The following is a 22,054-nucleotide window of genomic DNA, read 5'->3' as shown; positions in this document are numbered from 1 at the left end:
TCGTCACCGGCCACCTATGATCAAGCGTGCATCCAATAGCTATCGGGCTATATAAAAACAACAAGCACAGAGGAACACCCGCCATGACACCTGTTTCGACCCACGAGGTGGGCGACGCTGAAGGCAATCTTGTCTACCGTCGCATCACCCTGCGCCTTATCCCGTTTATCTTCATTTGTTACCTGTTCAATTACCTCGACCGCGTGAACGTCGGCTTTGCCAAGCTGCAGATGCTCGATGCCCTGAGTTTCAGCGAGACGGTCTATGGCCTGGGCGCCGGTATCTTCTTCATTGGCTACGTGCTGTGTGGCCTGCCCAGCAATCTGGCGCTGAACCGCTTCGGGCCGCGTCGCTGGATCGGTCTGATGATGATTACCTGGGGAATCTTCTCGACCTGCCTGATGTTCGTCACCACGCCGGTCGAGTTCTACGTGCTGCGCTTTCTGACCGGTATGGCAGAGGCCGGTTTCTTCCCAGGCATCGTGCTGTACCTCTCGCGCTGGTATCCGGATCAGCGTCGCGGGCGGATCATGGCACTGTTCATGTCGGCCATCCCGGTCTCCGGCCTGCTGGGCGGCCCGTTTTCCGGATGGATTCTCAATCATTTCGCTGCGGGCCAGGGCGGCATGGCCGGCTGGCAATGGATGTTCCTGATTCAGGGCGTGCCGACCGTGGCGCTGGGTGTGCTGGCCTTCGTTCTGCTGTGCGACAAGGTCGAGGATGCCCGCTGGCTGACGCCCGGACAGCGTCAGCGGGTCAAGACCGATATCACCAACGATGAACTGAGCCGTCCGGTGCACGGCAAAAGCTCGGTGGCTTCCGTGCTGAGCATGCCGTTCATATGGATCCTGGGCTTTATCTACTTCTGCATTCAAAGCGGCGTCTACGCGATCAATTTCTGGCTGCCGTCGATCATCAAGAACCTCGGTTTCAGCGATGCACTCGTGATCGGCTGGATCAGCGCCGTGCCGTACCTGATGGCAGGCGTGTTCATGCTGCTGGTCGGCCGCTCCGCCGACCTGCGCAATGAGCGCCGCTGGCATCTGGTGGTCCCGATGCTGATGGGCGCGACCGGCCTGATCATCGCCGCCAACTTCGCGACGCTGCCCATCGTTGCCATCATCGGGCTGACTATCGCGACCATGGGTGCGCTGACCAGCCTGCCGATGTTCTGGCCATTACCGACCGCCCTGCTGAGCGCCAGCGTTGCCGCAGGCGGGCTCGCGCTGATCAACTCGATTGGGCAGATGGCAGGCTTTCTCAGCCCTTACCTGGTGGGCTGGATCAAGGATCAGACCGGCTCGACTACCCTGGCGCTGTATTCACTGGCCGCGCTGACCATCGTCGGCAGTCTGGTGGCACTGCGGGTCAGTCGGTCGTCGGCAGTCAAGGTGGCAGGGACCGCCTGAGCGCCATTGCCGAAGACAGCTTGATCCTGCGCAGCTGGCGTGGAGCGGGATGCGCAGATTTTTGCGCACCCGATACCCGCATGAAACTGACCAAGGCTTGTATTTAAAGCGCTGCAACACACAGGTATGAGTCAGCGCATGTGCGCAGACGTTTGCGCACTATTTCATGCTTTTTTTGCTCGATTTCTTTGCTTTAAATCTCTATCTATTTGTTTTTTATGGATAAATAGACAGTAGGCATATATCTTGGAATGCACCTCTGCACACAACGCGCGATATCGCCCGTTTCTGCGCAGAGATTCCATGCATGACCGACAAATCCGGCACCCATACTCAACGACGTGCTGCAACGTTCGCCAAGACACCCGCCACGGCCACCAGCCTGTGCCCTTTCCGCGGCCCTGACGTTGCCATCGTGCCAGTGCGCTACGCGCTGGACCGCTCCCGCTACGATACCGCGCCCGAGAAGCTGAAACCGCTACTCGAGGGCAGCCGCTGGGCGGTTATGCCGAAACTGAAAACACGCAGCTATACCCTTCGCCAGCTGTATGACGGCTACGTGTATGTCTATGACGAAACGGCCGGCACCTTTCATGAGTACCTCTCGTCAGCCGCCAATGGTCATCTGAGCCGCATCATCTGGACAGACGCACAGATCGGCAGTGACCGGCGAAGCAGTGCCGACGATGGCAAACCCTTCCTGCTCTATCCGCGAAACAACCGGCTGCACATCGCCTTTTCCCCGCAGCAATGGACGTGGCGAATCTGCGAACACCTGCGCTCCAATCCGGCAAGCCGCGCTTCATGGATGAAAGCGCTGGATCTGAAACGCTACTGCATGACCATGGCCGAGCCGGATACCTTGCCGTTGAACCGTATCGCCGAGGCGGTGGCGGACATCGACAAGGAGTATGTGGTTGATGATGACCGCTTTGCAGACTCGGCGATTCCTGCTGCTCGCCCGCCTTCGGATAGCGATGAAGTTAAGGCACTGTTTTCGCCAATCGGCGCTGACGTTTTCTGGCAGGGCAGCGTTGAAGATCAGGACAGCTCTCTGCTCATCGCCCTCGAAGATCCGCTGGCCATTTTCAACGATCTGGGCATGCAACTGGCCGCCGATCAGGCCGCTTACCGCAACTGGCAAGCCGGGCACGAACACAAGATCCAGATCGCCCAGACCGTCACCGCGCTATGTGGCGCTGAAAGTGAACCGGAGAAACTGCCGGCATCGGTGCGCGGCAATGCGGCGCTCACCCATCAGTACCTGAGCGACGTCGAAGCCTATTTTGAACAATGCATGTTTGAACAAGAGCAGATCGGCAACAACACCGCTCCCGGAGGCGTGCTATTGCTACCGGATATTTTCAAGAGTCCGCAGATGCGCAGATCGCTTGAAATGCGATACGGCAGCGCGCCCTCCGACGATGCCCTGCAAGCCTGGAAAGATCGCCACAAATGGCGGCGCGAGGTCGACCTGAGCGGCGCGCGTCAGTACCTTCAGCAGCACCTGCCGACCGGCGACACACTGCTGAAACAGGTGCGTGACACGCAAAGCGATTTCCAGCAATGGACGACCCATCTGGGTACGGAACCCCTCAAGCTGTTTGTCGACACCGCACACCCTGAAAGCCTGCTTTATCTGCAAACGGTCATGCTCAATCTGCAGATCATCTACGCTCAGGACAACGCCGCCAGCGCCTGGCTTGCCGAGCAGGAAGCCAACGACAGCAGCCTGTTTGGCACGTTGCGCTACGGCTTCTCACCGGCGCTCAAGCACGCGCTGCACCAGGAGGCCAACGCGCTGCTGAACGGCCTCGGCGACATCACCAACCTGGCCACCCGCATCGGTGAACTCAACGGCACGCTCAATCACCAGGGCTTTGCCGACAAGCCGTGGATGAAGGCGCTGAAACAACCCGTTCAGGACACCTTCAAAGCCCTCGGCCAACTGGCCAGCGATGCTGGCAAGGCAACGTTCGAAAGTATCCTGCTGGCCTGGGTGCCCATCGACAGCCGCCTGGCAGTGGGCAAGCAGCAGAACATCGTTGCACTGATTCGCACGCTGTTGATCGGCCAGATCCTGCTCGGTTCGACGGCGCGTATCGCGATCGATCACAACATGCTCGCGAAGCTGAAAACCTGGATCAGTGAGTGGCAGGTACTCAACAAACAGATCAGCGATACCCGCCGCAGCTGGCTCTACCCAACCGCTTACAACCCCCGCAAAAGCATCGCCAGCCACCTGCGCGCCCTCGAGCAAAAGCTTCGCCTGCACGAACTGAGCATGCCGGCCCTGCTCGACTTTCAGAACAACCAATACGCCAAGCAGTTGCAGGACGAGATTCGCCTGCACGTCCAGTCCGGCAAAGCCATCACCAAAGAATGGCTGAGCAGCGCCAGGCGCTGGCTCGATGGACTGGGAGGCATTGCCGGCTCGATCACCTGGGGCGTGATCATGCTCAACTTCATCAACACCGCTTTCACCTATCGCGACCTTACTCGGGATGGAGACTTCAGTACCAAGGACATCGGTAAGGTGACGTATGGGTTGGGATATAGCTTTAACCTGTTGATGGCGGTATTTGTTGAAGCGCCGTGGGCGGTTATCAGGGATGCGAAGCCCCTCTCTATTGGCGGCTATAACATAGGCATTCTTGATAAGTCGGCGGCTTACTGGAAAGCACGGGGTAATGCGGTTTGGGGGGATGCTATACGTGGGTTTAGAGGTTCGATGGTGGCGATGGGGGCGTTTGGGATAGCGGCGGCGGCGCTGGAAGCAATCGACATCAGCAACGACCGGAGCAAGCTGAAAACTTCGGCAGAGAAAAACGCGACTGTGATAAAGGGGCTCGCTGTGGCTGCAATGGGGCTAGCCTCGTTCGCTCAATTGCTAACAGGTATATCGCTTGCTAGCAGACTAACTACTGTAGTTATGAGTCCGTGGTTCAGTTTGGCACTACTCATAGCAGGAACGATTTACCTCTTCGCGACAATGGTATTAAATTACTTCAAACAAGATAGCGTTGGCTGGTGGCTACGTAAATGCTGTTGGTCACGGATTCCAGAGCACCGACACGCAAATACCGCCCAAGAGCAAAATAATGAGATACGTAGCTTATTGCAAATACAACTAAGCCCACAAATTTATGTAAAAAGCACCGTACATTACGAAGACCGATATCTTGGCAAAGGTGATTACATCAGTGTTGCTGTACAGAATGGTGCCGGCATACAGGTTCGTCTACCGGGTACACTGCGCGGGTCATCTGTATCTGTTAACGTCATTAGCAGCAAGCGACCGTGGGGCGTGCTACCTGTAGAAAAAATAGACCGCTCAGTCCAAGCAGATTTTCTGGACCGAGGACAATTCAGGAACGTCAAACAGTTCGGGACGCTTACCAACAAGCCTGCAGGCAAAGCTTATGAAGACTTTACTTACCCTCTGATGCCACCTCAAAACGAGGATGTCATTTGGGAAACTTGGGTGCCGCTTGATAAGGACGCCAGCTATCTGGAGTTGCAAATACATTACCCACCGCACCTGACAAATTCCGGCCAGAGCGATACGGGCTATTCATTTCAGCTAGAACTTGACACTAAAGGCAGTACATCTTTCGATGGCCTAACTGAAGCTGAACTTGAAGTGAAATCTTCTAGCCGAGCCGGTGTTCTAATGCTTGAAATTGCGAATTAAAGACATGAATACACCTCAAAAATTGCCGCACTCAAAATCCGTTTTCAGAGAAGACGAATGCATCGCAGAGCCACCTTTAACACTCTTGCCTCGCTTGATAGGCAACGACGTCCTGAACTGGTCAATCAAAGCAATCGCGCATCCCCCAAGAGAAATTATGCGAATGCAATTATTTTTGGGGCTGGGTCACGTAGCTATGCTCTTGTTCAATGTTTGGGTATGGTGGGAGTTATTCACTCAGGAGCCACACTGGGCGGCTGTGTTCACTTCAGTCATCGCCGCGAATTATGCCTACTATGTTGGTTTGATGGTCCGCCAAAAAACCATCTACAACTACACCCTGAAAACCGACGGCGCCACGGTCGAGTACTACCTCCACTATCCCGACTTCGCCTCGAGCTTCTTCAAGGGCATCGCCATTTTCGTCATGCTGGTATTCGGATTCGTCGTCGTCCTGACCGGATCGTTGCTCTTTCTGGTCGGCCCGGTAGCGATGGCCTTCATCGCTGCCATCAAACTGCTGAACTGGGAAAACCCTGTCCACCATCGACAAACCGCCCCTTGGGCACTGCACGAATTCGTCACGGTCGATCACAAACGCCTGATGGTCATTATCCATTGCGACGATATCACCACCGGCTTCGCCGCGCGCTTTCCCAGCAAGACGTTGATGGACAAGTACCTCGCCTTCCTGCGCGAGGTACTTCCAGCGAACGTTGAATACATCGAAAGGACTACCAACTGGCATCAGGGCTGATGCAACTCAGGCTTGAGTTGAAACTCACTGCAAGCCTGAGCAAGCGATCAAACCGCCATTGGCACCGTGAAGCGGAACTCGCTGCCCTCGCCCACCTGGCTTTGCGCAGCCAGTTCGCCGCCGTGGGCCTTGATGATGCCCTGGGAGATGTACAGGCCCAGGCCGGTGCCGGTCGGGTTGCCTTCCTTGACGGTCCAGTAGCGCTCGAAGATGTGTGGCAACTGCTCGGGAGGGATGCCCTCGCCGGAGTCCCGTACGGTGAATACGATTTCAGTGCCGTTGGACATTGCCGCCACACCGATCGTACCCATTTTCGGGGTGAACTTGATGGCGTTGCCGATCAGGTTGGACAGCACCTGGAAAAGACGCTCCGGGTCGGCCTGCACCTTGAGGTCAGGCTCGGCGTTGAAGGAGATCTCGATGGATTTGTCCATCGCCAGCGGGGCCAGCAAGGTATAGGCCTCCTCGAATATCTGGCTGACTTCCAGTGGCTGCGGCGTAATCGTGTAGCGGCCCGCTTCGATTTTCGAGGTGTCGAGCAGGTCTTCGAGTAACACATTCATGCGGCTGGCCGCTTGCTGCATGGTATCGATTGCCGTGGAAATACGTCGCGACGTATGCGGCCCATCGGAGCTGAACGACTTCTGCATCATCCCGCAGAGCATGGAAATGACCGTCATCGGGTTACGCAAGTCATGGGACACGACCGCTACCAGCTCGTCACGCGCGCGAACAGCCTGTTGCTCCCTGCGCACCTGACGGGCGAGGTCATTTTCCAGGGCGGAGCGGCGCAGGTCATTGGCGGCGAACACATCGCCGTAGCTCCACTTCGTAGCGATCCCGGTCATCTCGACCTTCCAGATCTCAAACGAGGTACGCGGCCGAAGACGCATGCCGCCCGCCGAGCTTTCCATGTTCAATGGCTTTTTAGGATCACCGCTCCACTGAACCGTTTCCTTGACCTCGGGACGAAACCAGATAACGCCATTGTCGACCGGCTTTGGCAGGCTCATCGCCAATACGCCGCTGGCGACTGGCTGATAAGCCTCGGCAGGCGCATAGACACTGGATAGATGATGACTGGCATACACTGGTTCGCCACCAGCGATCATCCAGGCATGCAATGCACGTATGTCGGACGGCTCAGGGCAGATGCCGAAACAATGCGTTTGCCGGTCTTCGATGATGGCGACGCCGGTCGCGCCGACCAGATCCATCAACAACTGGGGTTGCTGCGCCAGGCCATCGAAGACGTTTTCTTCGGACCCGGCCATGGCCAGATTCAATTGCTCGAGCGCCCTGACCTTCGCCTCTCGCTGACGGCTTATTTCCAGCGCTTCCATGGCGCTGATCTGCAGCGACAGCACCTGGCCTATCGCCTGGCAGGCACTGCGCAACTCGTGAGACACGTACAGCGGCGTGCGGTTGCCGCAACTGATCAATCCCCACAACTTGCCGCCCTGAATCAGCGACACACTCATGGACGACAGCACGCCCATGTTCTTCATGTACTGGCAGTGGATCGGTGAAACACTGCGCAACGTCGAAAAACTCAGGTCAAGCTGCTGCTGAGTGTCCGGGCGCAGTTGAGGCACCAGGGGCACCGGGATGTAATCGGCATCGGGAATAATGCGCAGCCAGTTGCGGCGATACAGTTCGCGCGCCTGCTCGGGAATGTCCGATGCCGGGAAAAACAGACCGTTGAAAAGCTCCATGGACGGCGCCGACGCTTCGGCGATCACCTGGCCATGGCCCTCCTCTTCGAAACGGTAGATCAGCACCCGGTCGTAACCAGTCATTTTCTGGATCTCGCGGACACTGACTTCATACAGGGTCCGCAGATCACTCGCAGCGTGCAGTTGACGCAACATGCGCCCCATGTTGCCGGTGCGCTCGGAATAACTCACCGACTGCGCATCCTTGCCCTGAATTTCGAGTTCCAGCACCAGAACGCCCTGATGGCGGTGTAACAAGGCTTCGAACTCGATGCCGTTGATCGACATCAGCAGGCGTTGCGCGTCGATGAACGAATCATGGGCACTGGCGCTTCTGATCACCTCGGCCCAGCCAGCGCCCAGCACACAGTCCAGCCCCTTGCCGAGCAACTGCTCGGGCACATGACCCAGCACAGTCTGCACGTTGGCGCTGACTTGCAGGATCGTCAGCTCGGGCTCTGCAAGGGTAAACAGCAGGCCATGGGGTTGAATGGCGCCGGGAAACTGAATGGGCTCATCCGCACAATTGGCCAGAAGGACTTCAAAGGCGTCTTTGTCGAGTTGGCTCATAACAGTACCTTTTGACCCTCGAGCCAGTGCTCGAAACATGCAAATGTGGAGTGCGCTGCAAACGCGGCAGCATCATTAAAAGCAACTTCCCGCGACACTTCATCCAGATGGTTCAGAAACGCCTTCCAGCGAGGTCCGGTGCGGGCACCATACACATCGAGAAAGGCCGTTCCACTTTGCCCATCCAGACCCAGACGCTTGTTTATTTCGCGTCGCAACACCTGCCCGCCCAATGTCGCCCCTTCCAGTACATACATCACACCCAGGCAGGCGCCGGGAGAATCAATGGCGGGCAACTGTTGGCAGCGGGGCAATTGCCCGATGTCGTGATCGGACATCCCCAGCGCACGAAGATCCTCGACCAGCACAGGTGTTTTGACCCTCTCGGCCGGGACAAGCTCCGCAGGTACCAAGGCACTGCCGTGCAATACCGCTTCAAGCGGTGCATAAAAGCCGTAATAGGCCTGAAGCAGGCGGAGGTAAAGAGCGTGATCGAGAGCGGATGAAAAAAACGGCATGCGTTTTTCAAGCCTGACGTGCAACTGACTGGTTTCAGCACGCAGTGCATCAAGCAGTTTCGGCGGGGTAACACGTGGAAAACTTGCCGGCATCCAGGAAGGCTCTTGAGTGTGCAATGGGCAGAAAACGCATCCGAGCGAAAACAGGCCGCCAAAATACAGATTCAGAGCAAAATCTGACAGGTTTTTCCTGCGTTTGCGATGAAATACCACAATCCATAAAGAAAAACAGTCAGCGAAATAAGACGACGGTTTGCCACCGCCCGAAAATCCGCTATCGACCAAATAACGATAGTTGAAAACCGAACCCTATACGCGCCAGGTGCGCGAGCGGTTCACAGAGGCAAGCACTTTAACATCATCCAATAACGATGCCATCCTCACGCAAGCCCCTGACTCGACCAGCGGCTTGCGTGACAACGCTGAAAAGGCCAGCTCGCGTGGTCATCGCACGTTCTGATACAGCATCATTCGCGAGGTTTCATGCAGACCGCGGGTCAGGTCGCGCAGCCGCTCGAACTCTTGCGGATTCTGTTCGGCAACGTTATCCAGCGGCGTGGGGGAAGACAGGTCGTGGAGCGTTGGCGAACTGCCGTCGTGTTCCATTTGCAGCAGGTAGTTGCGCGTGACACCGCCGATCAGCGGGAACGTACCTTCGCGCAGTACCAGCGGCACTACGCGTTCACCTTCAGGAGCCGCCTGCTGAATGTCGCGGCCCATGGTGCCGCTGGTGAAGTCCATTCCGGCCATCCCCGCCAGTGTCGGCAGCAGGTCGGCAAGGCCGACCGCTTCGTCGACGACCCGAGTGCCCAGCAGGCCAGGGGCGTGAATCAACAGCGGAACGTTGTTGCTCTCCAGGCCCAATTGCTCGAACGCTGGCGCCATGTGCGGGATCTGGCTGATGCGCGTGTTGTGATCGCCAAACAGCACGAAGATGGTGTTTTCGTAGTAACCGCCCGCCTTGGCCAGCTCCATCAACCGCCCGATATTGAAATCCAGCAGGCGCACCGCGTTGTACTGCTCCACGCTGCGCGAACCGGCGGCCTGGACCTGCTCCACGGTCTTGTCGCTGACCTGAAAACCGTCGTTGTCTTTGGGAATGGTAAACGGCCGGTGATTGCCCGCAGTCTGCACGTAGGCAAAGAACGGTTTGTCGGCTGGCAACGCACGCAGGATCCGGTCACTCTCCTTGAACAGGTCCAGGTCGGAAATCCCCCACACATCCACCTGCGGTGACTTCCAGTCGCGCTCGTCATACAGCCGTACGTCGTCGATACTGCGACGGATCAGGGCGTTCATATTGGCCCAGCCGGAATTGCCGCCAATCATGTACAGCTTCTCGTACCCTTTGAAGTCGTTGATGATGGTGTTTTGCCGGGTGAGCAGCGGATGACGTGTAGCCGTTTCCTGCCGGGTCACGTCGGGTACCCCGGTGATGCTCGCCCAGACCGTTTTCGCAGTGCCGGTAACCGGCACGTAAAAGTGCTTGAAGAACCAGCTTTGGGTGGCCAGATGGTCCAGGTTCGGCGTCGGGTTCAGCGGGTTGCCGTAGGCGCCGACGGCACTGGTGCCCAGCGATTCGAGCATGACGAACATGACATTCGGCGGCCGCTCGCCCGGCAGCCGGTAAGGCTGCACGGGCTGATGACGCTTGAAACTCAACCCCTGCACGTCTGGCTGGCGGACGCCCAGATAACGCGCGACTTTTTCATAATGCTTGCGCACCTGAGGCTCATCGAAGTTCGACTGCGAGACCTTGAGCGTGTCGTACAGAAACAGCGCCGGATTAAGCCCCAGCGCCGCCACCTGACTGTTGCCGGAGAAGAACGCATCGCTCCAGCGCAGCGGTACCGGGTTTTCCAGATTGAGATTCTCCACCCGGCCCAACAGGCCGAGGAAGGTTGCACAGATCATCAGTGCCGAACCCCAGACCGCGGACCAGCGTTTGATCGGTCTGGCCTCACGGTCCAGGGTGACACGCTCAAGCCTGATCAATACCCAGCCGAGCACTGCGACCGTGAGCAGCCAACCGACAGTGATCCACACCACTGGATAGGTCTGCCAGAGCATGTCCCGGGAAATCTGCGCATCCTCCAGATAGCGCAGCACACTGGCGTTGAGCCTGACGCCGAGATAGGCGTAATGACCGAAATCGACGATGTAGATCATCGTCAGAATCGCCAGCGTCACGATCAGATAACCTCGCGCCAGCCAGCGCAAGGCACGCACGCTGATCAGGTTCCAGCCCGGCAACCAGAGCAGCACCGCGACTGGCAGCAGTATCAGCAGCGCCAGGCGCAAGTCGAAACGCAAACCGATGCCCAGCGTCTGGGCGACCTCGCCATGCGTGAACAGCGTGCCCGGTTCGATGCCGGAAAACCCGTAGAAGAACACGCCCCTCAGCAACGCCGACAGCAGGAACACCACCATGACCGCGCCCAGCCAATAATGCAGGCGTCGCGATTGCAACCAACTCATCGTCATTCCTCTAGACATTGCCGACAGACAGAGCGGCCGGACGGCGCGTCTGCATTGCCCGGCGATAAACAAAACGGATAGCCAGAATCAGCAAGGCCCCACAACAGTAAAGGCCAAGCAGCGGATCAATCAGGTAATCCCAATAATTTTCCGATGGCTTGATGCGAAAAGTGAAGGCCAGCGTCGCCGCGCTGAGCATCACGGCGGCCAGCGCATTGCGCATAAAGACCAGCCCCAGCGCGATGACAGCGACAATCATGATCATCGGCCGCGGGTTGTAGCCCCAGCGGTACGGATCGAAATAGGTCAGGCCCAGCGTGGCCGGGTACAGGGTCAGTGCCAGCGCAGCGAACACCACCAGCATCACCCCGCGTCTGGGCGCTGCCAGCGGCTGGAGCACACCGAGTCGCTGCAGGGTCAGCCAGCCTAGGAGCACCAGGCTGCTGATGGCCAGGTCATCGGTCAGGCTACGGGCATAGGACGCCATCGACAGCCCGTCGATTGAGATCACACTCAATAGCGAGGCGGCGGCCAGCAAGCCGCAGCGCCACCATAACGATGCGGTCAAGGGTGCCAACAGCACAAACAGGGTCCAGGCAAACGCCAGATGAGCCAATCCCAAAGCGATCATAAAAGTTGCTCCGCCAGCCAGGCCTCGTTGAAGCTGACATGCTTGATGAAGGTGTTATTCCATGAGTAGACCAGGTGATACAGGCCGTCCGGACTGCGGATGAAGTACGGGTATTCGTATTCGAAATCGCAGCCCTGAGGCGAGCAGACGCGTTGGTCCAGATTGCTCAGAAACGCCTCTTCCATCGGTTGACGCAGGGCACCACTGGAGCTGCGGAAGCCCTCGCCGATCACCTCCTTGTACGCCTCAAGGGTAAACGGCGTGCCCAGCGGATCGGGCGACTTGTCGAAATCCATCAATGGCCGCCAGACGTTCATCTCCTCGTCAGTCCCGTACAGACTGAGTTTGAAGCGCCCCTCGCGCAAGTCATTGAGCGCCACCAGCAGGCCCTTGCCCGGCACACCGACCGCAGCCAGCGAAGAATTGGGGTTGCTCGGGGTCAACGGATACGGCTCGCTCCAGCTCTGCCCGCCGTCTTCGGTGCGGCTGGCCAGCACCCGGTGGAACGTCTCGCCGGCATAGCGCAGCAAGGCCACGGCACGCTGCCCATCCAAAGGCACGACGGTGGGCTGCAGGGAATTGTTGCCACGGCTGAGGCGAAACTTGTCGATGACCTCACCGTCGGCGCTCAGGTACAGGTATTCGGCAAACTTGCCGAGAAACTCGTGGTAGACCGGCAGGCCGATCGAACCGTCGGCATGAAACACCGGCGCACCGCGTACCAGCGTACTGATGTTCAGAAACGGTGTTGTCACCAGTTGCCACGGCGGCGACCAGCTGGCGCCCATGTCGCTGGAGACCATGGCGTTGACCGTGCTGCCCGCCCAGCCGCCGACCGAGACTGAAACGTAGAACAGCCACAGGCGATTGTCCGGAGCCAGGGCGATCACCGGATTGCCCAGTTTGCGGATGTATTTGCCGGTGCCCGCCTGGGTGGACTCGCGGGTTGCCAGCACCTGCTCGCCGCCCCACTCGCCACTGGCCGCATCGAAGCGCGAGGTGCGTATTTCGACGTCCCCCGCTCCTTCGCGAGAGCCGGCGAACCATACCGACATCAGGTCGCCGCCGGGCAACGCCGTCACGGCTGAAGAATGCACGAAATCGTCCAGGTCGGAAGACGCGAAGCGCGACATATAGGACGCCTTGGGCGCCACGCTCTCAGCGCCAACTGGCGCCGGGCTGACCGCAAAGGGCGCAATACGGTGCTGTGGATGGCTGAGCCACGCACTGAGAAAAATCGCCACAACAATCAGGCCTGCGCTCCATGCAGCCACGTTTCGGGAAATAACACGCATCGGGAGGCATCACTGTAAAGAGGAACAAAGGTGTGGTTTCAGCGATGGCGATCTTCGGGCAACGGACGTCGCTTGCCTGTCAGCATCGACAAGGGCAGGTTGTCACGTACCTGAACGCTTTCGAAGATGGCGGCGGCCATGTGCAGCACCACCAGGGCACACAATGTGTTGGCGAGAATTTCATGGATGTCCTGCGGCCAGTCGGCGCCCCACAAGGCATCGACCTCTTCCATCAGAAAACCGGTCAGGCCCATGCCGAAGATCAGCACCATCATGAGTACCATGACCAGCGCGCCGAGCGGGGAATGGCCGAGCCGATGCATCGGCCGCCGCTCGATCAGCGAGCGGATGTGCGTACGCAGGCGCGCCGGATGTGGCCAGAAATCACTCCAGCATGCGCTGCGTGGCCCGATGAATCCCCACACCACTCGCACCGCCAGCCAGGCAACCGCGTAATAGCCCAGCCAGATATGCCAGTCGCCACCGGCTTCATTGAAGAAATAATTGGCAACAAAAACACCCGCGATCGAGACATGAAACAGCCTGACCAGCGGGTCCCACAGGCGCAGGGAACCACGGTTCATTACTTGATCTCGGTCTTAACCGCTTTACCCGTCACCGGATCGTGATAGATCTCGACCTTGCGCTTGTCCTTGTCGAAGCCATAGATTTCGTAGCAGTTGCCATCGGTCACTTTGAACTTGCTGATCTCGTAACCCTGAGCCTTGAGCTGCTCCTGGAATTTGGCCTGATCCTGCCATTGGGACTTGTCAGCCGTGGTGCATTGCGGGCCGGCAAGTGCCAGCGGGCTGGCCAGACACAGGGAAATCAGCAGGACTTTACGCATGACAGAGACTCGCAAGCAGTTAAGGAGCGCCTACTGTGCGAAACGAATCTTAGGAAAAGCTTAATACGTAACAGCTCGTAACATCTTCCCGGACACACGGCACTTCGCGCTGCTGCCTGCTGACGGCATCATGGCGCCCTTCTCCCCACACTCACCGGTCAAACCCTATGCGCCTGCTTCTCGTCGAGGATGATCGAGCCATTGGTCAGGGCATCCGCGTGGCCCTGAATACCGAGGGCTATACCCTCGACTGGCTGGAGGACGGACTGAGCGCGCTGCACGCTTTGCGCAGCGAGCCATTCGACCTGTTGCTGCTCGACCTCGGCCTGCCGCGCCTGGATGGCCTGGACCTGCTGCGCCAGTTGCGCGCCGAAGCACTCACCCTGCCGGTGCTGATCCTGACCGCGCGCGACGGGACTGCCGACCGTATTGCCGGTCTGGATGCCGGCGCGGACGATTACCTGATCAAGCCATTCGACGTCGATGAACTGAAAGCCCGGGTCCGCGCCCTGCTCAGGCGCAGCCAGGGCCGTGCGCAACCGCTGCTGGAACATGCCGGCATCAGCCTCGACCCGGCGTCGCAACAGGTCAGTTTCCAGGGCAGCGAAGTACCGATGACGCCCATGGAATACCAGTTGCTGCATCAACTGATGATCCGCCCCGGCAAGGTGGTCACCCGCGAGCGCTTGTCCAACACCCTGTACGGTTGGCAGGACAAGGTCGAAAGCAACACGCTGGAGGTACTGATTCACAACCTGCGCAAGAAACTGTCCACCGAGCTGATCCGCACCGTGCGCGGCGTCGGTTACCTGCTGGAGCTCAAGGCATGACCTCGGTACGCGCGCGCATTCTGGTCCCGGTGCTGATGCTGTTGCTGCTCGGCGACCTGACCATCAGCCTGCTCGCCCTGCGCGACAGCCATCACGAAATCGAAGAAGTCTACGACGCACAGCTGGCCCAAAGCGCGCGCCTGCTGCAAGGCGTGCTGCATCAGCGCGCAGCGGGTGAACAGGACCTCGACAAGCTGTATCAGGCGTTCGATCAGGCCATGAGCCGGGTCGGCACCAGTGGCGTGGCCCATCCCTACGAAACCCGGCTGACCTTTCAGGTCTGGCGAACCTCGGGCGAGCTGCTGGTGCGCTCGGCCGAAGCGCCGCTGCTCAGCGCACCTCCGGCAACCGAAGGCTCCCATGATCTGGTCGAGAACGGCCACGAGTGGTGCGGCTTTCTCCTCGCCGATCCACAGCAAGGTTTTCTCATTTGGGTGGGTGAGCGCGATGACGTGCGCCAGGACCTGATTCAGCGCATTGTCAGTCACACGCTGTGGCCGACGCTGATCGGTGTGCCGCTGCTGGTGGTGGCGATCTGGCTGGCCATCGGCTGGGGCCTGCGCCCGCTGCAAGCGATGGCCAGAGTCATCCGCAAGCGCGATGCCGAAAGCCTCGAACCGCTTGCTGTAACGCCCCTGCCCAAAGAGCTGGAGCCCATGCAGTACGCGCTCAACCGCCTGCTGACCCAGATCGAGAGTGTGCTGGAACGCGAGCGACGCTTCATCGCTGACGCGGCGCACGAACTGCGCACACCACTGACCATCCTGCGCATCCACGCGCAGAACGCGCGCCAGGCCGAAACCCCGGAGCAACGCCTGGAAGCACTGGATTTCCTTGTGCATGGCGTCGACCGCGCCGCCCGCCTGGCCAGTCAGTTATTGACCATGGCACGCCTGGAACCGCGCCTTGAAGTCAGCCAGTTACAGACCTTCGAGCTGAACACGCTGGTACGCGAGGAAATGGCCGAACTCACGCCGCTGGCCCTGGAGAAGCGCGTCGATCTGGTGTTCGAGGAAGGCGAGGATTGCGTGATCCGCAGCGACCCGGCAGCCATCACCATTGCCCTGCAGAACCTGCTGACCAATGCGCTGAATTTCGCCCCGACCGCCAGCGAGATACGCGTCGCTCTGCACACACAGGAAGATGGCAGCGCGCACCTTTCAGTCGAAGACGCAGGGCCGGGTATCGACGAACAACAGAAGGCGCGCCTCTTCGAACGCTTTTACAGTCAGGGTCACAGCAATGGCGCAGGGCTAGGGCTGGCGATCGTCGACATGATCGTGCGCAAACTGGAAAGCAGCCTGCACCTGCGCAACTCGGCGCAGGGCGGACTGTGTGCAGAGCTGCGCATCAAGAGCAGGACGAGCTGAACCCGCTCGGTTCAAAGCACCACGCGCAGGCATTGCCCGGCGTGATACAGGGTGAAACCCGTGTCGTAGGCGAGGCTGCGCAGCGAACTGCCCGAGACCTTTTTGCCGCTTGAAAAACTCATCGGCAACGCGGTCGCATCGTTGCTCAGCAGGTAATCGGCAAAGCACTTGCCCACCAGTGTCCCGGTGGTCACCCCCCGACCATTGAAACCGGTCGCCGCCAGCAAGCCTGGCGCGGGTTCGAAAAGGCGCAACAAGTGGTCCGGCGTAAAGCCGATGCGCCCGGTCCAGGTGCTCTGCCACTCGACCCGGCCCAGTTGCGGGAAGTAATGCTGCTGGACGCGATCCGCCCACTGACGAATGAACCACAGCGGATAATTGCCGGCGTTACCCAGGCTGCCCAGCAGCAGGCGCCCGTGAGCGTCGCGACGAATGTTGCTGAGCACCGTGCGCGTATCCCACGAACCCTGACCGCCAGGCAGAATCTGCGCCTGCTCGGCACCGCTGAGCGGCTGCGAAGCGACCTGATAGTAGTACCCCGCGAAGATGTGATCCTTGATATCGGTCCACTCGCCTTCGGTGTAGGCATTGGACGCGATGATCACTTTCTCGGCACGTACACTGCCCGCGGCAGTAGAGACCTTCCAGCCATCAGCGGTGCGTTGCAAGCCGTTGACAGGAGAATCGCCGAACACTTGCCCACCCTGCGCCACCACGTTGAGCGCCATGCCCGAGACATAGGCCATCGGGTTCACCGTGCCGGCGCGGTGATCGAGCAAGGCACCGCTGACCTTGTCGGTGCCACAAGCTTCTTCGCAGGGTTTGCCGGTCAGCAATTCGACGTTGGCACCGCGCCGTTGCCACTGTTCGGCACGGCTGCGCAGGTCAGCCAGACCCTTGGCGTTATGCGCCATGTGCAGGTTGCCGGTGCGCGTGTCCTGGCAATCGATGCGGTACTGGTCGATGGTCGCGAACACCAGAGCCGGCGCCGCGCCCAATGCGCTATTCAGTCGGCTGGCCTCGACGCTGCCCAGTACCTTGTCCAGTTGATCGGGCGCCACCCAGGTCCCGGCATTCACCAGACCGACGTTGCGTCCGGAACCGCCATGGCCGACCTGGTGCGCTTCGACCACGCACACCGACTTGCCGCCTTCCAGCAAGCGCAACGCCGCCGACAGACCGGTGAACCCGGCGCCAATGATGCACACGTCGGCGCTCCGCTCACCGCTCAGGGCCGGGCTGACCGGACGTTGCGGAGTCAATTGTTCCCACAGACAGCCTTGAGCAAACTGCACCATCGAAAAACTCCAGCAATGTCGGTAATAAGTGCCCGGTTCACATCAGTCGAAAACAATGCCCTGAGCCAGCGGCAACTCGCGGGAGTAGTTGACGGTGTTGGTCTGCCGGCGCATGTAGGCGCGCCACGAATCGGAGCCGGACTCGCGACCGCCACCGGTTTCCTTCTCGCCGCCAAATGCCCCGCCGATTTCGGCACCGCTGGTGCCGATATTGACGTTGGCAATCCCGCAATCGCTGCCCGCGGCACTCTGGAAAGCCTCGGCCTCACGCAGATCAGTGGTGAAAATGCACGACGACAGGCCCTGCGGTACTTCGTTGTTCAGGCGCAGGGCCTCTTCGAAGTCGTCGTAGGCCAGCACGTAGAGAATCGGCGCGAAGGTTTCGTGACGCACCACTTCACTCTGGCCAGGCATTTCGGCAATGGCCGGCGTGACGTAGTAGCCGTTCGGGTATTTGTCCTGCAACTGACGCTCGCCACCGAACACCTGCCCGCCTTCGTCGCGGGCCTTGGTCAGCGCGTTCTGCATGGCCGAAAACGCTTGCTGGTCGATCAGCGGACCGATCAGATTGCCTTCGCGCGGATCACCGACGCGCACCTTGGCGTAGGCGGCCTTGACGCGGGCGACCACTTCGTCCTTGATCGAACGGTGCACAATCAGGCGGCGCAACGTGGTGCAACGCTGACCGGCGGTGCCTACCGCGCTGAACAGAATGCCACGCACGGCCAGGTCCAGATCCGCGCTCGGGGCCAGAATCATCGCGTTGTTGCCACCCAGCTCCAGAATGCTGCGCCCGAAACGCGCGGCGACACGCGGACCGACTTCACGGCCCATGCGGGTGCTGCCGGTGGCGCTGATCAGTGGCACGCGCGGGTCATCGACCAGCGCTTCACCGGCGTCACGATCACCGATGACCAATTGCGCCAGCGCTGCGGGGGCATCACCGAAAATCTTCAGCGCCTTGTCAAACAGTGCCTGACAGGCCAGTGCCGTCAGCGGAGTCTTTTCCGAAGGCTTCCAGATCACCGGGTTGCCACAGACCAGCGCCAGCGTGGTGTTCCAGGCCCAGACTGCGACCGGGAAGTTGAACGCGCTGATCACGCCGACCACACCCAGCGGGTGCCAGGTTTCGCGCATGTGATGACCGGGACGCTCGGAGGCAATGGTCAGACCGTACAGCTGACGCGACAGACCGACGGCGAAGTCGCAGATGTCGATCATTTCCTGCACTTCACCCAGACCTTCCTGAGTGATCTTGCCAGCCTCGACCGACACCAGTTCGCCCAGATCAGCCTTATGCTCACGCAGTACTTCACCAAAGATCCGCACCAGCTCGCCACGCCGTGGGGCCGGTACTGTGCGCCACTTCAGAAACGCGCTGTGGGCGCTGTCGATACGCGCTACGACCTGTGCCTTGCCTTCAAGCGTGACCGAGGCAATCCGGCTGCCATCAATCGGGGTGTAAACCGGATAGTCCCCTTGGGTGTGGGCACTGTTCGCCACGCCCAGACGTGCTAGTAACTCGGCAACCATGTTGATTCTCCTGTCATGAAACCACGGTGGAAATCATCGATGAGCTCAGTATCAAGCCACTCGGGGCTGACCTACAAACGACGTTTTTGAAAAACATGATTCCTTTTAGGAATGAACTTTTGATCATTAGCAGCCAGAAAGGCCACTACATTGGGAATTATTGGAATGACCCGGTGATTTTATTTCGTTTGCGAGCGCTGCCCGATGTTTGTTTGGATAAGGCCATCATGATCACCCGGAGCCGGGGCCAGACCGATGAGCGAACACATCAGCGAATCCATTTCGTTTGTCCACAACATGACGCTGTCCCACGGCCGCAACGCTGAAGTCTGGGACACCGCCGGCAAGCGCTACATCGACTTTGTCGGCGGCATCGGGGTGCTCAATCTGGGGCATTGCAACCCGCAAGTGGTCACGGCCATTCAGGACCAGGCGGCAAAACTGACCCACTATTGCTTCAACGCCACGCCTCACGACCCGTACATCCGCTTCATGCAGCAGCTCACGCAGTTCGTACCGGTCAGTTATCCCCTCAGCGGCATGCTCACCAACAGCGGTGCCGAAGCAGCCGAAAATGCCCTGAAGATCGTACGCGGCGCCACAGGGCGCACGGCGGTCATCGCCTTCGACGGTGGCTTTCATGGCCGCACGCTGGCGACCCTCAACCTCAACGGCAAGGTGGCACCCTATAAACAGAAAGTCGGCGTGCTGCCCGGCCCGGTCTTTCACGTTCCGTTCCCCAGCAAGGACAACGGCGTGTCCACCGAGCAGGCGCTCAAGGCCATGGACCGGCTGTTCAGCGTCGAGATCGACGTCAACGACGTGGGCTGCATCATCTTCGAGCCGGTGCAGGGCGAAGGCGGTTTTCTGGCCATGCAGCCGGACTTTGCCCAGGCATTGCGAGCGTTCTGCAATAAACACGGCATCGTACTGATCGCCGATGAGATCCAGTCCGGCTTCGGCCGTACCGGGCAGCGTTTTGCGTTCAGCCGTCTGGGCATCGAACCGGATCTGATTCTGCTGGGCAAAAGCATTGCGGGCGGCATCCCGCTGGGCGCGGTGGTGGGTCGCAAGCCGTTGCTGGACAACCTGCCCAAGGGCGGCCTGGGCGGCACCTATTCCGGCAACCCGATTGGCTGCGCAGCGGGCCTCGCGTCACTGGCGCAGATGACCGATGCCAACCTTTCCAGTTGGGGCGAGCAGCAGGAGCGCGCCATCGTTTCACGCTATGAAGCCTGGCGGGCGAGCAAACTGTCGCCGTATCTGGGCAGGCTGACCGGGGTCGGCTGCATGCGCGGTATCGAACTGATCACGCCGGAGGGCGAGCCCGGCACCCGACCGCTCGCCGAACTGCTGAGCTCAGCGAGGAACGCCGGGCTGCTGCTGATGCCCAGTGGCAAATCGCGGCACATTATCCGCCTGCTGATCCCGCTGACCATCGAACCCGACGTGCTGCACGAAGGGCTGGATATTTTCGAGCGCTGCCTGGCAGCGCTGGCTTGAACCCGTACGGAGAAAACACCCTGATGAGCACAGCACGCTTTGCCGACCCGGACCAGATCCGCGCGGGCTTTTCTCGCGCCATGTCGCAGATGTACAAGCACGAAGTGCCGCTGTACGGCACGCTGATGGCGCTGGTGAGTGAAGTCAACGAACAGGTCATGAGCCATGACAGCAGTGTGCTGGACAGCCTGCGCCAGACCGGTGAAATCCAGCGCCTGGACATGGAACGGCACGGTGCGATCCGCGTCGGCACGGCACAGGAACTGGCCACCCTCGCCCGCCTGTTCGCGGTCATGGGCATGCAGCCGGTGGGTTACTACGACCTGAGCGCGGCCGGCGTGCCGGTTCACTCCACCGCCTTTCGCGCCGTGCATGAGCAGGCGCTGCAGGTCAGTCCGTTTCGGGTGTTCACCTCGTTGCTGCGTCTGGAACTGATCGAAAGCGACAGCCTGCGTGAGTTCGCCAGTCAGGTGCTGGGCAAACGCAGTATCTTCACGCCCGGCGCCCTGGCGTTGATCGAGAAGCATGAAGCAGACGGCGGCTTGAGCGAAGCCGATGCGGCCGAGTTCATTCAGCAGGCGCTGGAAACCTTTCGCTGGCACAACACGGCGACCGTTTCGCTGGACGACTATCAGAAGCTGAACACTCAGCATCGCCTGATCGCTGATGTGGTGGCGTTTCGCGGCCCGCACATCAACCACCTGACGCCTCGCACGCTGGACATCGATGCGGTTCAGGCCGGCATGCCCGGCAAGGGCATCACCCCCAAAGCGGTGGTTGAAGGGCCGCCACGTCGCCAGTGCCCGATTCTGCTGCGCCAGACCAGCTTCAAGGCGCTGGAAGAACCGATTGCCTTCATCGGCCAAGGTGGCAGTCGGTCGGGCAGCCACTCGGCACGCTTCGGCGAGATCGAACAGCGTGGCGCCGCACTGACGCCCAAAGGCCGCGAGCTGTATGACCGGCTGCTGAACGAAGCTCGCGACGCGCTGGGCGAGTTCCCCAATGAGGCCAATGCCGTGCGCTATGCCGGGCTGCTGGAAGAGACGTTCAAGGCGTTCCCGGACAGCCACGCTGAAATGCGCAGGCAGGGTCTGGCCTACTTCCGCTATTTCCCGACCGAATCAGGCATCGCAGTGCGCGCATCAGGCAGTCTGGAGCAGCTTGTCGAAGCCGGTCATGTGCGCTTCGAACCACTGGTGTACGAAGACTTTTTGCCGGTCAGTGCGGCGGGTATCTTCCAGTCCAACCTGGGCGATAACGCACAGGCGCATTACGCGACGAATTCGAATCAGCAGGATTTCGAGCGGGCGCTGGGACGCGGGACGCTTAACGAACTGGACCTGTATGCCGATACCCAGCGGCGCTCCCTGGAGGAATGCGCCAAGGCGCTGGAGCTGAGCAGTCCCGCCTGCTAATTAGTGAGAGCGAGCTTGCTCGCGAAGACGATGTTTCAGGCGATGCATTTTGGCGCCCATACCGACTTTTTCGCGAACAAGTTCGCTCCTACGGCCTTCGGCCAGAATCAAACGCGCACTTGTGTATAACGATGAGCGCTCTGCGTCACATTCCCGGTTCGCTCCCCCTTGGGCAAAAGGCCGTTTTGATT

16 protein-coding genes are annotated in these 22,054 nt (G+C 59.7%); 7 read left to right on the top strand and 9 right to left on the bottom strand.

Going from position 1 to position 22,054, the window contains the following annotated elements:
* Positions 1-83 precede the first annotated feature (83 nt).
* The 3 genes from KBY08_RS03435 (at position 84) to KBY08_RS03425 (ending at position 5,860) form a co-directional block, all read left to right on the top strand.
* Entirely contained in the window at positions 84-1,409 is a 1,326-nt protein-coding gene (locus tag KBY08_RS03435) for an MFS transporter (protein ID WP_024659439.1), read from the top strand.
* Positions 1,410-1,716: 307 nt separating this feature from the next.
* A complete protein-coding gene (locus KBY08_RS03430) occupies positions 1,717-5,103 on the top strand; it encodes a T6SS effector BTH_I2691 family protein (RefSeq protein WP_159372287.1) in 3,387 nt (1,128 codons plus the stop codon).
* A 157-nt stretch (positions 5,104-5,260) separates the two neighbouring features.
* On the top strand, positions 5,261-5,860 hold the full coding sequence (locus KBY08_RS03425; RefSeq protein ID WP_177410947.1) for a permease: 600 nt from the start codon (positions 5,261-5,263) through the stop codon (positions 5,858-5,860).
* A gap of 47 nt (positions 5,861-5,907) precedes the next feature.
* On the opposite strand, the gene KBY08_RS03420 is transcribed toward KBY08_RS03425, so the two are convergent.
* From KBY08_RS03420 to KBY08_RS03390, 7 genes are all read right to left on the bottom strand, one after another.
* Positions 5,908-8,145: an ATP-binding protein gene (locus KBY08_RS03420; RefSeq protein WP_024661226.1), complete on the bottom strand. Its 2,238-nt coding sequence runs from the start codon at positions 8,143-8,145 to the stop codon at positions 5,908-5,910.
* Positions 8,142-8,756, bottom strand: coding sequence for a biliverdin-producing heme oxygenase (locus tag KBY08_RS03415; RefSeq protein WP_011268476.1), 615 nt, complete (start codon positions 8,754-8,756; stop codon positions 8,142-8,144). Before KBY08_RS03415 ends, KBY08_RS03420 begins: the two co-directional genes overlap by 4 nt.
* Positions 8,757-9,107: 351 nt before the next feature.
* Positions 9,108-11,141 (bottom strand): LTA synthase family protein, encoded by a 2,034-nt coding sequence (locus tag KBY08_RS03410; RefSeq protein ID WP_011268477.1) that lies wholly within the window; start codon positions 11,139-11,141, stop codon positions 9,108-9,110.
* Positions 11,142-11,151: 10 nt separating this feature from the next.
* The gene (locus KBY08_RS03405) at positions 11,152-11,772 is read right to left on the bottom strand and encodes a hypothetical protein (protein ID WP_024641199.1); all 621 of its coding nucleotides are present in this window, start codon (positions 11,770-11,772) and stop codon (positions 11,152-11,154) included.
* A complete protein-coding gene (locus KBY08_RS03400) occupies positions 11,769-13,067 on the bottom strand; it encodes a sialidase family protein (protein ID WP_011268479.1) in 1,299 nt (432 codons plus the stop codon). Before KBY08_RS03400 ends, KBY08_RS03405 begins: the two co-directional genes overlap by 4 nt.
* A 38-nt stretch (positions 13,068-13,105) precedes the next feature.
* Complete coding sequence (locus KBY08_RS03395; RefSeq protein WP_024661225.1) at positions 13,106-13,651, bottom strand: cytochrome b/b6 domain-containing protein; 546 nt, start codon at positions 13,649-13,651, stop codon at positions 13,106-13,108.
* On the bottom strand, positions 13,651-13,914 hold the full coding sequence (locus tag KBY08_RS03390) for a PepSY domain-containing protein (RefSeq protein ID WP_003406383.1): 264 nt from the start codon (positions 13,912-13,914) through the stop codon (positions 13,651-13,653). Before KBY08_RS03390 ends, KBY08_RS03395 begins: the two co-directional genes overlap by 1 nt.
* Before the next feature lie 167 nt (positions 13,915-14,081).
* Here KBY08_RS03390 and KBY08_RS03385 point away from each other — a divergent pair, with 167 nt between their 5' ends.
* Together KBY08_RS03385 and KBY08_RS03380 are read left to right on the top strand one after the other, a co-directional pair.
* Positions 14,082-14,744 carry a response regulator gene (locus KBY08_RS03385; protein ID WP_003406384.1) on the top strand — a complete coding sequence of 221 codons (663 nt, stop codon included), beginning with the start codon at positions 14,082-14,084 and terminating at the stop codon, positions 14,742-14,744.
* Complete coding sequence (locus KBY08_RS03380) at positions 14,741-16,114, top strand: sensor histidine kinase (protein WP_003406386.1); 1,374 nt, start codon at positions 14,741-14,743, stop codon at positions 16,112-16,114. The genes KBY08_RS03385 and KBY08_RS03380 overlap by 4 nt, the downstream gene beginning before the upstream one ends.
* An 11-nt stretch (positions 16,115-16,125) precedes the next feature.
* Here KBY08_RS03380 and KBY08_RS03375 read toward each other — a convergent pair whose 3' ends face one another.
* Positions 16,126-17,412: an NAD(P)/FAD-dependent oxidoreductase gene (locus KBY08_RS03375; protein ID WP_024652802.1), complete on the bottom strand. Its 1,287-nt coding sequence runs from the start codon at positions 17,410-17,412 to the stop codon at positions 16,126-16,128.
* Positions 17,413-17,454: 42 nt separating this feature from the next.
* Positions 17,455-18,945 carry an aldehyde dehydrogenase family protein gene (locus KBY08_RS03370; RefSeq protein ID WP_003406390.1) on the bottom strand — a complete coding sequence of 497 codons (1,491 nt, stop codon included), beginning with the start codon at positions 18,943-18,945 and terminating at the stop codon, positions 17,455-17,457.
* Positions 18,946-19,200: 255 nt separating this feature from the next.
* Here KBY08_RS03370 and KBY08_RS03365 point away from each other — a divergent pair, with 255 nt between their 5' ends.
* Positions 19,201-20,448, top strand: a complete 1,248-nt coding sequence (locus KBY08_RS03365; protein ID WP_024641195.1) for an aspartate aminotransferase family protein — start codon at positions 19,201-19,203, stop codon at positions 20,446-20,448.
* 23 nt (positions 20,449-20,471) lie between these two features.
* Positions 20,472-21,863, top strand: coding sequence for a VOC family protein (locus KBY08_RS03360; protein ID WP_024661223.1), 1,392 nt, complete (start codon positions 20,472-20,474; stop codon positions 21,861-21,863).
* Positions 21,864-22,054: the final 191 nt, after the last annotated feature.

The organism is Pseudomonas sp. P135 (assembly GCF_020312125.1).
Classification (GTDB): Bacteria; Pseudomonadota; Gammaproteobacteria; order Pseudomonadales; family Pseudomonadaceae; genus Aquipseudomonas; species Aquipseudomonas fragariae.
The sequence above is the reverse complement of the archived record's forward strand: the minus strand, read 5'-3'. Positions and strand labels throughout refer to the sequence as shown.

Excerpts from the sequence above, each read along its gene's own strand:
- KBY08_RS03360 (WP_024661223.1), top strand. The coding sequence starts at position 20,472 with ATGAGCACAGCACGCTTTGCCGACCCGGACCAGATCCGCGCGGGCTTT.
- KBY08_RS03390 (WP_003406383.1), bottom strand. The coding sequence starts at position 13,914 with ATGCGTAAAGTCCTGCTGATTTCCCTGTGTCTGGCCAGCCCGCTGGCA.
- KBY08_RS03395 (WP_024661225.1), bottom strand. The coding sequence starts at position 13,651 with ATGAACCGTGGTTCCCTGCGCCTGTGGGACCCGCTGGTCAGGCTGTTT.
- KBY08_RS03435 (WP_024659439.1), top strand. The coding sequence starts at position 84 with ATGACACCTGTTTCGACCCACGAGGTGGGCGACGCTGAAGGCAATCTT.
- KBY08_RS03415 (WP_011268476.1), bottom strand. The coding sequence starts at position 8,756 with ATGCCGGCAAGTTTTCCACGTGTTACCCCGCCGAAACTGCTTGATGCA.
- KBY08_RS03365 (WP_024641195.1), top strand. The coding sequence starts at position 19,201 with ATGAGCGAACACATCAGCGAATCCATTTCGTTTGTCCACAACATGACG.
- KBY08_RS03430 (WP_159372287.1), top strand. The coding sequence starts at position 1,717 with ATGACCGACAAATCCGGCACCCATACTCAACGACGTGCTGCAACGTTC.
- KBY08_RS03400 (WP_011268479.1), bottom strand. The coding sequence starts at position 13,067 with ATGCGTGTTATTTCCCGAAACGTGGCTGCATGGAGCGCAGGCCTGATT.
- KBY08_RS03385 (WP_003406384.1), top strand. The coding sequence starts at position 14,082 with ATGCGCCTGCTTCTCGTCGAGGATGATCGAGCCATTGGTCAGGGCATC.
- KBY08_RS03370 (WP_003406390.1), bottom strand. The coding sequence starts at position 18,945 with ATGGTTGCCGAGTTACTAGCACGTCTGGGCGTGGCGAACAGTGCCCAC.
- KBY08_RS03375 (WP_024652802.1), bottom strand. The coding sequence starts at position 17,412 with ATGGTGCAGTTTGCTCAAGGCTGTCTGTGGGAACAATTGACTCCGCAA.
- KBY08_RS03420 (WP_024661226.1), bottom strand. The coding sequence starts at position 8,145 with ATGAGCCAACTCGACAAAGACGCCTTTGAAGTCCTTCTGGCCAATTGT.
- KBY08_RS03380 (WP_003406386.1), top strand. The coding sequence starts at position 14,741 with ATGACCTCGGTACGCGCGCGCATTCTGGTCCCGGTGCTGATGCTGTTG.
- KBY08_RS03425 (WP_177410947.1), top strand. The coding sequence starts at position 5,261 with ATGCGAATGCAATTATTTTTGGGGCTGGGTCACGTAGCTATGCTCTTG.
- KBY08_RS03410 (WP_011268477.1), bottom strand. The coding sequence starts at position 11,141 with ATGAGTTGGTTGCAATCGCGACGCCTGCATTATTGGCTGGGCGCGGTC.
- KBY08_RS03405 (WP_024641199.1), bottom strand. The coding sequence starts at position 11,772 with ATGATCGCTTTGGGATTGGCTCATCTGGCGTTTGCCTGGACCCTGTTT.